The sequence below is a fragment of the Endozoicomonas sp. PH6C genome, assembly GCF_059322965.1.
Genome location: NZ_CP185342.1, coordinates 47,477 through 60,262, shown reverse-complemented (window position 1 = coordinate 60,262; position 12,786 = coordinate 47,477). Strand labels below are relative to the sequence as shown.

9 protein-coding genes and 1 pseudogene are annotated in these 12,786 nt (G+C 47.2%); 7 read left to right on the top strand and 3 right to left on the bottom strand.

All coding sequences use genetic code 11. The features are described 5' to 3' along the window. Nucleotides 1-129: 129 nt before the first annotated feature. From hsdR to ACOMG9_RS00190, 4 genes and pseudogenes are all read left to right on the top strand, one after another. Nucleotides 130-2,343, top strand: a pseudogene (gene hsdR / locus ACOMG9_RS00205) (EcoAI/FtnUII family type I restriction enzme subunit R); the annotation flags it as partial. A 4-nt stretch (nt 2,344-2,347) separates the two neighbouring features. Continuing rightward, nucleotides 2,348-3,025 (top strand): restriction endonuclease subunit S, encoded by a 678-nt coding sequence (locus ACOMG9_RS00200; protein WP_448215271.1) that lies wholly within the window; start codon nt 2,348-2,350, stop codon nt 3,023-3,025. 2 nt (nt 3,026-3,027) lie between these two features. Further along, a complete protein-coding gene (locus ACOMG9_RS00195; RefSeq protein ID WP_448215270.1) occupies nt 3,028-3,207 on the top strand; it encodes a hypothetical protein in 180 nt (59 codons plus the stop codon). 131 nt (nt 3,208-3,338) lie between these two features. Further along, nucleotides 3,339-4,283, top strand: a complete 945-nt coding sequence (locus tag ACOMG9_RS00190) for an Abi family protein (protein WP_494529614.1) — start codon at nt 3,339-3,341, stop codon at nt 4,281-4,283. 521 nt (nt 4,284-4,804) lie between these two features. Here the strand turns inward: ACOMG9_RS00190 and ACOMG9_RS00185 are convergent. Both ACOMG9_RS00185 and ACOMG9_RS00180 read right to left on the bottom strand, forming a co-directional pair. Continuing rightward, nucleotides 4,805-6,085 carry an HlyD family type I secretion periplasmic adaptor subunit gene (locus ACOMG9_RS00185; protein ID WP_422136313.1) on the bottom strand — a complete coding sequence of 427 codons (1,281 nt, stop codon included), beginning with the start codon at nt 6,083-6,085 and terminating at the stop codon, nt 4,805-4,807. After that, entirely contained in the window at nt 6,085-6,690 is a 606-nt protein-coding gene (locus ACOMG9_RS00180; protein WP_448215268.1) for a hypothetical protein, read from the bottom strand. Before ACOMG9_RS00180 ends, ACOMG9_RS00185 begins: the two co-directional genes overlap by 1 nt. 217 nt (nt 6,691-6,907) lie before the next feature. On the opposite strand from ACOMG9_RS00180, the gene ACOMG9_RS00175 reads away from it, so the two are divergent. Genes ACOMG9_RS00175 through ACOMG9_RS00165 form a run of 3 tightly spaced genes read left to right on the top strand, consistent with a single transcriptional unit; the run spans nt 6,908 to nt 10,705 of the window. After that, nucleotides 6,908-8,179, top strand: coding sequence for a TolC family protein (locus ACOMG9_RS00175; protein WP_448215267.1), 1,272 nt, complete (start codon nt 6,908-6,910; stop codon nt 8,177-8,179). A gap of 60 nt (nt 8,180-8,239) precedes the next feature. After that, entirely contained in the window at nt 8,240-9,691 is a 1,452-nt protein-coding gene (locus ACOMG9_RS00170; RefSeq protein ID WP_448215266.1) for a hypothetical protein, read from the top strand. Nucleotides 9,692-9,694: 3 nt separating this feature from the next. Next, complete coding sequence (locus ACOMG9_RS00165; protein WP_448215265.1) at nt 9,695-10,705, top strand: M23 family metallopeptidase; 1,011 nt, start codon at nt 9,695-9,697, stop codon at nt 10,703-10,705. On the opposite strand, the gene ACOMG9_RS00160 is transcribed toward ACOMG9_RS00165, so the two are convergent. Continuing rightward, a complete protein-coding gene (locus ACOMG9_RS00160) occupies nt 10,669-12,774 on the bottom strand; it encodes a peptidase domain-containing ABC transporter (RefSeq protein WP_448215264.1) in 2,106 nt (701 codons plus the stop codon). The genes ACOMG9_RS00165 and ACOMG9_RS00160 overlap by 37 nt on opposite strands. Between the last annotated feature and the right edge of the window lie 12 nt (nt 12,775-12,786).

The following is a 12,786-nucleotide window of genomic DNA, read 5'->3' as shown; positions in this document are numbered from 1 at the left end:
GCCACTCCCATTCTCTTTATTATCACTTGTACAATGATCCCACTATTCAAGCTTTTCGCTCATATTCAGGCTTATTTTCGTGGCGATTCATTGCAGTTTGGGAGGTCTTGACGTGACAGGATCTGAGAGATGAACAAAAAAGAACTATCCGAACGTGATATATGTACCAAATACATCACCCCAGCCATCGAAAAGGCCGGATGGGATATCCAAACTCAAGTAAGAGAGGAAGTAACCTTTACCGCAGGCCGCATCATCGTTCGCGGTAAGCTCCATGCCCGAGGTAAAAAACGTCGGGCAGACTACATCCTCTATCATCAGAAAAACCAACCCATAGCGGTCATCGAGGCCTAAGATAACAAGCACAGCATGGGCTCCGGAATGCAGCAAGCCCTGAGCTATGCAGAAGCACTTGATATTCCCTTTGTGTTCTCCAGTAATGGAGATGGCTTCAAATTTTACGACCGCACGGGTAATGCAGATCAAACCCAAACAGAGTTGTCCCTTAATGAATTCCCTTCGCCTGGTGAGCTATGGAGTCGCTACTGCCAGGCAAAAGAATTAGACGAGCCAGCTCAAAAAACCGTCAATTACCCTTATTTCGATGATGGTTCCGGGCGCACTCCGCGCTACTACCAGGCAAACGCTATTAACCGCACTATTGAAGCCATTGCCAAAGGCCAGAATCGAGTTCTACTGGTCATGGCAACTGGAACCGGGAAGACCTATACCGCTTTCCAGATCATCTGGCGGCTCTGGAAATCTGAAAAGAAGAAGCGCATTCTGTTTCTTGCCGACCGCAATATTCTTGTGGACCAAACCAAGTCCAACGACTTCAAACCCTTTGGCCCAGCGATGACCAAAATTGAAAAGCGCCAGGTCAACAAAGCGTTTGAGATATATCTGTCGCTCTATCAGGCCGTTTCAGGCAATGAAGAAGAAAAAAACATCTATAAACAGTTTGATCCTGATTTCTTTGACCTGATTGTCATAGACGAATGCCATCGTGGTAGCGCCCGTGAAGACTCTGCATGGCGAGAAATTCTGGAATACTTTTCCTCTGCAACACACGTTGGTTTAACCGCCACCCCAAAAGAGACGAAGGAAGTCTCCAATATCCATTACTTTGGTGAACCTGTTTATACCTATTCTCTAAAACAAGGGATTGAAGATGGCTTCCTGGCACCATACAAAGTCATCCGATTTGATTTCGATATTGATCTTGAAGGCTGGCGACCACAAAAAGGACAGATCGATAAGTATGGCAACCTGATTGAAGACCGCATATTCAACCAGCGGGATATGGACAGAAACATTGTCTTTGACGAGCGAACCCAACTGGTAGCGCTGAAGGTTACTGAGTATTTGCAGAAAACCGATGAGTTTCAGAAGACCATCGTTTTCTGTGACGACATCGATCATGCTGAACGCATGCGGGAAGCACTGGTGAATTTGAACCCGGATCGGGTGAAAGAGAACCGCAAGTATGTGATGCGGATTACCGGTGATAACGAAGAAGGCAAGGATGAGCTGGATAACTTCATTGACCCCGAATCCACTTATCCGGTCATCACCACGACAAGCAAGTTGATGACGACCGGTGTGGATGCCAAAACATGCAAGCTGATTGTTCTCGATCAGAGCATCCAATCCATGACTGAATTCAAGCAAATCATTGGTCGTGGCACCCGTATTGATGAAGATCACGGCAAACACTGGTTCACTATCATGGACTTTAAAAAAGCCACTGAACGTTTTGCCGACAAAGACTTCGATGGCGAGCCGGTACAGATATTCAAGCCTAAGCCAGGTGAGCCCATTATCCCGCCAGAGGATGAACCTGAAAATCCCGAAGGAGAAGGTGGCGGAGGAGGAATAGAGGAAGATCCGCCGATCATCACTGATCCACCCAGCGAAATAACACCGGAACCTGAGCCAGAACCCATACCACCCGGAGGGAGCGATGAAGGCGACCCTGAACCACCGCCGGAGCCACCCCGCATCAAGTACCATGTCAAAGGGCAGGCGTTTAAAGTCACCAAATATCGAGTTCAGCATCTGGATGCCAGCGGCAAACTGGTCACCGAATCCATGCACGATTACACCAAACAGTGTGTCGTAAAGCAGTATGCCAGCATGGATGATTTCCTCCGCAAGTGGTCCGCTGCCGACAAGAAAAAAGCCATAATTGATGAACTGACAGAACTGGGTGTTTTCTGGCAGGAGTTACAAGATAATGTCGGCGAGAAACTGGGAACAGAATTGGACCCGTTTGACTTGATCTGTCACATTGCATTTGACCGGCCAGCCCTCACTCGACGGGAGCGTGCCAATAATGTGAAGGTTAGTGAAAGACAAGAAGATTAAGAAGCAGAAACCGTTGCCAGTGATTACCGATGAAGAAAAGCCCTTTAATCTGCCCGCTGGTTGGGTGTTTGCTCAGCTTGAGGATATCGTGGATATTCAAAGTGGTATCACCAAGGGTCGCAAGCTAGCTGGAAGAAGCCTGATTTCTGTTCCGTATTTGCGAGTTGCTAATGTGCAGCGTAGTGCGCTTGATCTAACTGTGATAAAGGAAGTTGAAATTCCAATCGAGGAAAAGGAAAAATACGAAGTTATCCCCAGAGACTTGCTCATTACTGAAGGTGGTGATTGGGACAAAGTAGGTCGTACATCGGTTTGGTCTGGAGAGCTACCTTATGTCGCTCATCAGAACCATGTCTTCAAAGCCCGAATCTTCCTCAAGGAACAGAGCGAAGACTGGATTGAAATGTATCTTAATGCTCCGTTCGCAAGGGCTTATTTTGCAGGTTCCAGTAAACAAACTACCAACCTAGCATCCATCAACAAAACACAACTCAGAGGGTGTTTAGTTGCAATACCACCTGCGAAAGAGAAAAGTCGCATCGTTTCAAAAGTTAATGAGTTGATGGGGTTTCGCAACACCCTAAAATCCCAAATCCACCAAACTCAAACCACCCAGTTACAACTGGCCAATGCAATGGTCGAACAAGCAGTCGCCTGACAGTGAGGCAAGGAACTCAGTATGGCAATACAACAAGGCATCTGGAAAATGGGCAAAACCTGCCCACTGCCCCATTGGATAACGAAAACCAGCTTGAAGAGCAGGTATTTCAAGATATATCCATTCTGAACCCCGACTGCTTGCTGATCGTTCTTCAGGGCTCAAACGGGTTTGGGATGTAAGGGATTAAAGTCACTCGATATTGATATTTTTATGTTGGTGCAGGATCTAGCAGGTCACTATAGTATCCTGTTAGTGAATAACACGCTGGCAGGTTGCCAAATAAAAAATCAGGCATAAATACTGAGGTTCAATGGTTTACGAACGTCCCTGGAAAACTTTCCAGCAACAACTGGATTTGTTGGTCTCCCGTAATCTGGTGGTTTCAGACAAAGCTGCTGCGCTTAATCATCTCCAACGCATTGGTTATTATCGTCTGAGTGCCTACCTCTATCCTTTCCGGGTCTTTCGCATTCAGCCAAATTTCCAAGTGGTTAAAGAAAACGAGTTTGTTGCAAACACACACTTTTCTGATGCCGTTAATCTCTATATTTTTGATAAGAACTTACGGCAATTAATGCTGGATGCGCTTGAACGGGTTGAAGTGGCTTTGAGGGTCGATATCGCTTATTTGCTTGGTGAGCGAGATACCTTCGCTTACAAGAATATTGACCAGTTCCATCCCACGTTTGCTGTAAAAAAAGGAAGACATGCCGAATGGCTGGCAAAATATGAAAATCTGCTGAAACGATCAAAGGAAGATTTCGTTAAGCATTATCGTCACACTCATGGAGCAGACCTACCCATTTGGGTTGCTATAGAGGTCTGGGACTTCGGGGCCATGTCGCAACTGTTTTCGATGATGAAAGTGCCTGATCAAAGGAAAATTTCCTCAAAATATGGGGTGACAGACTTCAAGGTATTTTCCAGTTGGTTACGCTCGTTGAACTACCTTCGTAATCTCTGCGCTCACCACAGCCGCCTTTGGAACCGCAATGTGATTGATCAGCCGAAATTACCCGCTCCGGGTGAGATTAGCTGGTGTGACCATTACCTTGGAAAGAATGATCTGATATCCAAACCCTTTCTGCTGATCAACATTGTTGCTCACCTGATGAGTATTATTTGCCCTGCCACGAAATGGCACGACCGACTTATACAGCAGTTGGATGAATTCCCTGAAATCAAGTCCGACAGGAAGGTGTCAATAAACGATATCGGGCTACAGTATGGGTGGAAAGCACTTATAGGAAGGTAAAAACAAGAACCCCCGCGTAGGTTGCAAGCAACGAAGAGGCGGAGGCCGTGTTACCCGAAATACTAGCTCATCAGGTGGGTAAGTCAAATTAAAATCATTCAAAATGTTAAATTTCTTTCAATACTCATTCAAAAATACCAGATGTTGTACATCAGCCCAATTACCACCAAAAGCAAGAGTTTTATTGGGTTGAAGGTGTGAAGCTCTGCCGGTATTTCTGATGCTAATTGCCCCGTCACACCTCCGTTGGGACGTTGTAGCATTATAGCCTGCAACAGAGCGTGCAAATATTATAGACAAAGGATGGTTGAACCGGCTTGTGTCAAGTTAAGTGTACTTTCCGGACAGACCACAGCACGACGCTAAGTCACTGATCTATCGTGTCCAATTAACTTATTTCTGCTCAATTGGACTTAGTGTAAAACAAAGCCTAGCCTTTACTTTACTCAGAATAAGAAGTAGAGGAGTGAAGTGGTCTAATGATATCCTGATGACAGCCACGAGTATTTACACAATTTGAATTACAATGTCGCAGTAAATTCAATGGATTCAGACAAGGGCCCCAGTAAATAACCGAGCAGCGTGCGTTTGCCTGCCAGAATATTTAGTTCAACGGTCATGCCGGGAATCAACTGATTATTTTCACCAAACCCTGAGCTTTCCGTCTCAATCATCGCTTTATAGTAATGCTTGGCCGTGACACTATCTAAATAGGTGTCAGCACTCACCTCCAGAACCTTGCCCTTTAGAGAACCATAAGTCGTGTAATCGTAAGCAGAAACCCGAACATTTACCGACTGACCGGGCCAGACTCTGGCTCTGTCATGTGGGGCCACCATGGCTTCGACCATCAGGGGAACGCCATCCGGGACTATCTCCGCCAATATCGAACCCGGTGAGACGACCTCGCCGATAGTATTGACATGCAGGGTATGCAAGGTACCCGTAACCGGTGCTGCCACTTTTTTACGGATCTCCCGTTCACTGGAAGAACGAATCTGTGCCTGAATCTGGGTAATTTCTAATCGGACCTTGTTGTAATTGTGCTGTGCCTCTTCACGAAAATCCGTCATCAGCTTGGTTTTCTTTAAGCGCAGCTCAGACAGGTTGGCATTAATGACCGGAATCTGCTTCGTTGACTGGTTGATTCTGGTCTCGATTTTCAGCAACACCATCTTTTTTTCCAGTTGATTATGAATCGAACCAGCCCCCTCTCTGAGAAGCGTCGTCAATATATCTAACTGCTTCTGAGCGACTGCCCGCTCGTTTTTCATATCCTTGATGACCTGGTCAAGCTCAGATAGCTGGGCTTCCTCTTTGCTAATCTGTTGCCGAACAATGGAGATTTGTTCGCTGAGCTTTCTGGCACGTTTTTTATACAACTCGTGTTCGTTAAGGTAGTGCTCGTTATTTCGAGCCGTTTTTTTACTGGCAGTGATCAGTTCTTTACCCGTCATTTCCGCATACAATCGTTGCGCTTTTGCGGTCAGCCCTATGAGTCTCTGGTTCAAAATGCTGATATTTTCGGTCAGAGAAGGATTCATCACCGAAAACAACACCATGTCTTTATGAATCCGTTGCCCTTCTGTCACGTGCAATTCGGTGAGAATACCGCCTTCGAGATGCTCAACTACACGGTTATTGCTGAAAGTAGTCACCCGACCATGACTTTTGACAACCACGTCTATTTCGACAATAGCTGACCAAACCAGAAAACACAGGACAATAAAAGTGATGGTGAAAATAACGGAATAGCGGGAAATCGAACGAAACCGCATTCGGGTTAACAGCGGCTTCATCATTATTCGCTCTCCAACACCCTGATAACCACCTGGTTTCTTTGCTCTGTACCGGATTCGTCAAGTCTGATCTTGATAAATTCAGCGGACATACCTGCATCAAGAAGAATTTTTCGAACTTGAGAGATTCGATTGAAGGCAATTTCGTAAGAAACCGTTTTTGCCAGACTTCTGCTATTGAGCAAACTGATAACATGGATCGTTTTACCCTGAAAATCATCCATGTTTGCCTGAACCCAGTCTTGCAGCTCTTTGTTTGCGGCTTCAGAAAGCCGTGAATTGAAATCCTCGTACTTTATACGAATGAGTTTATTTTTTATCTCTGTGGATACCTGGCTCTCCAAATTAACACTCAGGGCTTCAGAAACGATTTCTTTCTCAATATCCGCTTCCACCGAAGCCTGCTGACCCGCTTCCTGCCCTTCGGTTGAACCGGCTGCCGCGTGTTCAGCTTCAATTGATGATTGCGCAATATCAAACCCCACCTGAACACTCAGCGCAGAAACGACCATAACCAACACAACAACCAGGAAAACAAAGACCAGCAGAGTGGTCGACAGAGCATCCACAAATCCGGGCCATGGGTTGCTTTCAACTTTTTTAGCCATGGTGCTCCAGTAGCAGGTGTGCGGGAAGGATATTGTCTGATTATCTATCGCCTGTCTGATCTGTTTCTTAATAACCGTCAACCCAGAGCTGAATGCTAAAAGGAACCATCCTTTGCAGTTTTCGTCTTGTGAGCCGAATAAGACTCTGAGACGTGTAGAGTCATTTTGAAAACGCGGGTAAGCAGCAAAAAAAACAGGACAGGCAGGATCAAATTTTATGACACTAAAAAGTCTGCTTGGGGTGAGTTCATTACTGTTTCTCTCCCCGGTGAGTGCTTTATCGTTACCTGAAGCGGTTAACAAAGCACTGGCGATTAACCCGACCCTGAAGTCTCTGGAGTCTACGGTTGAGGTTGGAAAGGCGCAACTGGACAAGAGTTATGCCGACTACCACCCGAAGATTACCCTTCAGTTAGAAAGTGGCAAGAGCAACAATTCAGACAGTAACTGGCAGCAAAAACGCAAATCATCCGTAACACTTAATCAGGTTGTATACGACTTTGGCCGGATTTCCAACCAGATCAGCGCCAGAAAATACAAGCTGAATTCCTACCAACAGGATCTTGATAACGGGCGTGAGCAGCTCGTCCTGCTCACCTCAAACACCTTTCTGGAGATACTGAAACTCGAGGAGGTGATCGGCTATATCAAAGAGAATATTGCCTTTTACGACCGTTTTCTCGGCATCCTTGAAACTCGAAATCAGACAGGCGCGTCCAGCAAATCTGATGTTCAGCGTCTGACCAGTCTGAGCCAGAATGCCCAGCTTGAGTTGATCCAGTATCAGACGGACCTGACGTTTGCCCGTAAAACCTTTAAAAGCCTGACGAACATTGAGCCAGAAAACCTGACAATTCCTTCACTGGATGGACTGGTTATCAAGCAAACCCCGAAGGAACTGGTCGAATTTGCAACAACCCGGAGTTATCAGATCCAGTCTCTCAAAAAAAACATTGAGTTCGCCAAAGAAAATCGAGACAAAGCCCGTTCCGATCTTTATCCCAAATTTAACCTGAAAATTGAAACCAACAGGGAAAATTCTCTGGATACCAACGGGAAATGGTCAACCACACAGGCTGCCGGTATCACAATGAGTTATGACATCTGGGACGGCTTCAAGGCCCGAAGCAATGTTGATGAAAACAATGCCAAAGTGATGCGGGCTAATCATCAGTTACGAGAGGCTACACTGGCACTGGAAAAAGAGGCAGAGGAAGCTTACAGCGCGATGTTGAAGTTAAAAGATGAGAAGGCCGTCAATAAAGAAGCACTGGAAACCAACCGTGAAATTGTCGATCTCTATTACAAAGAATTTGAATTGGGTGAAAAGACCCTGCTGGACATCACCACAGCCCAGGGGGATTACCACAACAGCAGAGTCCAGAGTGCCGTGTTCCGGTTTGAGTATTACAAAAGCACGCTGAGAATCCGTTATTACCTGAACGATGTCATCAATACTGTACGAAGTCTGGCAGACGAATCGGAATGATGCTTCAGAAGAAAAGCGAGAAAACAACGGGCAACACGGACAAAACAGGATAATAAGGACATGTCTGAGCTGCATATTGCCGACCCGAAAAGAATAGTGAGCTTCATAAGGCGAATGCAGTTTGTCGTCGTAGCCAGTCTGATTCTGGTGTATTTTTCCAGGGATTTTTTTATCACGGCACTTATGTCGAACCTGCCCCTGAACGGTACGATTTTATCGGTGTTCATAATCGGTTCGGTGCTCTGTTTCCTTTATGTGTTTCAACTCAAAGATGATGTTCTGGTGGTTGCCAAACTGGATGAGATCCTGTTTCAAAGCAAAGACGATCTGGACAATAAGAACGACCAAAGAGATAACAACAAGCAAGAGCAGAATGAACCCGTACCCTTGAAGATGCACCTGATGGGGCCAACCGTCACCCTGCTCAAAAACAACGTGGCATCTCTGGGTGTTATCCGACTCTCGGCCCCTGCAACACGGGCCCTGATAGACTCCCTGCAAGACAGTATGAGTGAAAAGTCCGCCTTCATTCGCTACTTCACCGATCTTCTGGTTTTTATCGGGCTACTTGGAACTTTCCTCGGTCTGACCATCACCATTGGCTCCATCGGGGGCATCCTGTCTGATCTGGCGGGTGGGCTAGATGGCGGAGATATTATGGAAACCCTGATCAAGCTGATCAGGGGTCTGGAAGGACCTCTTGGCGGAATGAGCACCGCCTTCGGTTCTTCCCTTATGGGACTGAGCACTTCGTTGGTACTGGGTATTTTTCTGCTCAGTCTCGACAAGGCTGGCCATTACTTCACTTCTGCCATGGAAAACTGGCTGGCCGAGCACACAGTTGAGAGAAATTCTAGTACTGGAGCGGCTGCGACAACCGCCACTCCAGCCCCGGGCAACGGGCAACTTGAGCAGATTACCACCCAACTCGGCACCATCGCCAATACTCTGAAGAAAATCAGCATTCAGTCTGCAAATGACAGACAGTGGCAAAGCCTGATCGCTTTACTCAAAAATAACCACCTTGAGCTGAAGACTGAGACCTCTCAGCTGTCTGAATCCTTACTGCGAGCAGAACAACATATTGAAACTTCTGCCGAGCTTCAATCGAATCAGTTAGCCCAGACGCAATTGCAACTACAGGAATCAGAAAAACTACGACAGTTGTTCACGACTCAGACCGATGCCAGCACAGAAGCACTGGGGGCCGTCCAGGAGAGCAAGCATCGGCTGGTTCAGATTGTCAACGCCCTGCTGGATGAGCAGAGAGCGCTGGGGCGCAGTCATGTGAAAACCACTGAGCAGGTCTCCGAGCTAAAAGCGTTCATCTCGCAGAAAACAGACGCCTCTGCTACCGAACTTAAAGGCGTCTCTCAGCAGTTACAGGCACTTTCCGATAAGGTTCAGGAAGATAATCAGGACAGCCAAATCAGACAATCACGAATGGAAAAGATGTTCATCTCCATGTCCAGAGCAATTAAGGATGTAAGAGCCAGAATTAAAGGCAAATGAGCAATGAGAGCTCATCGGCATATCATTGCTCTGGTCTGGAGTCTGGCCGCTTCGGCTGACGAGAGTCCGGATTTTATTTTCCCGGTGGCTTGTCGATATGGTGTTGATTGCTTTATCCAGAACTATGTTGATCATGACCCCACTGCTGGCTTCAGCGACTATCATTGCCGTCAGCAAACCTATGACGGCCACTCTGGTACCGACATCAGGCTGGTCAACCTGCCTCAAATGGATAAGGGCGTTCCTGTGCTGGCAGCAGCCAATGGCAAGGTTGTCGCGACACGAGATGGCATTACAGATACTTATCTGGACCCGGCAAGACGTGAGGAAATAAAACAGATCGGTCTGGGTAATGCCGTTGTTATCCAGCATCGGGACGGCTGGCGCACAATTTATGGCCACCTGAAAAAAGACAGTCTGACCATCAAAAAAGGTGACCGGGTTATCCAGGGACAGCCACTGGGTGAAATCGGCCTGTCCGGATTAACCGAATTTCCCCATGTTCATTTTCAGGTGACACTTCACAATAAGACGATCGACCCGTTCGTAGGAAAACCGGACAGAGGCAAATGTGGGGATACCCTCAACAGTCAGTGGCTCGGGATCGCAGGCAACAAGATAGCCTACTTCCCGGGTTGGCTGTTGGATCATGGTTTCAGTGATACCCCCCCGGACAGCTACCAGGCGATTGAAACCGGAAATTTTAATAACGGTTCGGGTGACAAAAACCCGCGCCTGTTTTTTTGGGTTCGATTCATCGGGCTGTCAATGGGTGATCAGGTAACATTGAGTTTCGTTGCACCTAATGGCGAACTGACCAGGCAGCATACCTTCCCGAAGCTGAAATCAGACAAGGCACAGCAATTTTATTACATCGGCATTAATAATCCGGCTATTCAACCAGGTCAAGCGGGTCGCTGGCAGGGAAAAGTCAGACTGAAACGCACCTCGCTCCCTCCCATTAAAAGGGCTTTTGATTATGCAGTCGGTGTTGATGATGTTGCTGACCGCTGATAATTCAGCTCTTTCAGCACTCGACTGCGACTGTCGTCACCGATAATACGACCTTCGGATATCACAATAATCCGGTCCACCAATTGCAGCAGGTTTTGCCGGTGCGTGATAAGAATCAGTGTCTGGTCGTCCTTCAGGATGCCCGGAAGACGCTGACAGAATAGTGTTTCGTTATAATTGTCATAGGCACTGGTTGGTTCATCAAGGATCAGTAAACGACTCTGACGCACTAGCGCACGAGCCAGGCAAAGCGCCTGTCGTTGACCACCGGAGAGATTCTCGCCCCGTTCCATGATTTCATGGGCGTAGCCCCGGGAGCACTTCTGAACAAATCCATCCAGGCAAGCCCCATGACAGGCTTCGTCCAGCTTTTTAGTAGATGCTGCACGCTGTCCGAGCATCAGGTTACTTTTCAGTGTTCCGGCGAACACACTAGGCTTCTGCGGTGCCACAGCATAATGGCTGCGGTAATGATCCAGGTTAAGATGCTGCAGATTGCGACCGTCAATCATAACATTGCCTTCAGTCGGCTCCACCAGTCCCTGAATCATGCGGATGAGCGTACTCTTCCCTGAGCCGGAAGCCCCCAGTATCGCGACTCGTTCCCCCGGCTCGATCTTCAGACTGATATTTTTCAAAATCTCTGGTTCTGTGGCTTTATATCGATAGGACACTTTATCGAATTCAATCCGTCCTTTCAGGGTTGGAACATTGAGTTTATCGTTGAGGTCATCCTCTCCTGCCAGACCTAACAGTTCGTTAATCTCTTTTAGCGCCTTGATGGAGAAGCTCAGGCGATTCACTGCCATGGCCAGACTCATCAATGGCGCAACAGCCCTGCTTCCAAGAATAATGCAGGCAAACAGGGAGCCAGAAGAAAGGTTACCACTGTGTATCTGGAATACACCCACAATAAGCATACCGATGACCACACTCTGGCTGGCACTTGCCACCAGCGTGTTTAGCAAAACATTAGACTGTTTACTGGCCTGCGATGCCCAGGCAGAAAGGGTTACCAGACTTCGCCAGCGCGCCTGAGTCTTGCGTGTTGCACCGAGTGTTTTAATCGCTTCCAGCTCTGAGCTGACTTCATAGAGAAAAGCACTTTTGGCATTATTGGCCCGGGTCAGCTGACTGGCACGATGTCGTGTACTTCGATAACTGTATATCGCAATCGGTATCAGACAGGCCGCAATGCCAAGAGGAATGAGTGCCATGACGCCACTGATCAATCCTATTACCAGTGTAAACAGAATAAAAAATGGCGCATCCAGTAGTGATAACATTATCGTTCCGGACAGAAATTCCTTAACCCGGGCAAAATTTTCCACGGCATGGGTAATGCGACCCGCAGAGTCCGGCAGTTCACTTTGTTTCAACTGAAGAAGACGCCCCATGATGAACTGTTCGCTGCGTTTTTCAATAATCCGGCAGGCGTCATCGACAAAATAAGTGCGAAGCCAGCGCAAGACAAAATCAAAGATAACCACTACCAGCATACCCATCCCCAGAACCAGGAGCGTATCTGTAGCAAAGGTTGGGATGAGTTTATCGAACACCATGTTGGTGAATAACGGTAGCGCCAGAGTCAGCAGATTGACCATCACGGTCGCCAGCAATACCTGGGCGTAGTGAGGTCGGAGTTCGTTCATCTGTGTGCGAAACCAGGAAGGCATCAATAGCTTGCTGGCAGTGGCTTTTTCCTTGTGTTCACTGAAACAGAAAATCGTGCCGGTATAAACCGATGACAATCGCGACAAAGACAGCCATAACCCCAGAGGGTACTTTCGTGACGCCACAAAATACTCACCGTTGCGAATTTCGGTGATAGTCATGAATTTTTTTTTCTTTAACTGAATAATGCAGGGTAAGTCATCTTCTGTAATATCAATGAGTTCGCTGTGTTTTTTCCTCATGTCCAGGCCACAGTAGGCGGCGGCCTGTTTAAGACGCCAATGATCAAACTCCTGACCTTCCCGTGTGAGCGCCTCTAAATCCTCACTGACAACATCGGCACCCATATAATGGCAAACGCTGAGGAAACAATCTTTGAGGTGAAATTTAAGCATACGAGGCGCTCT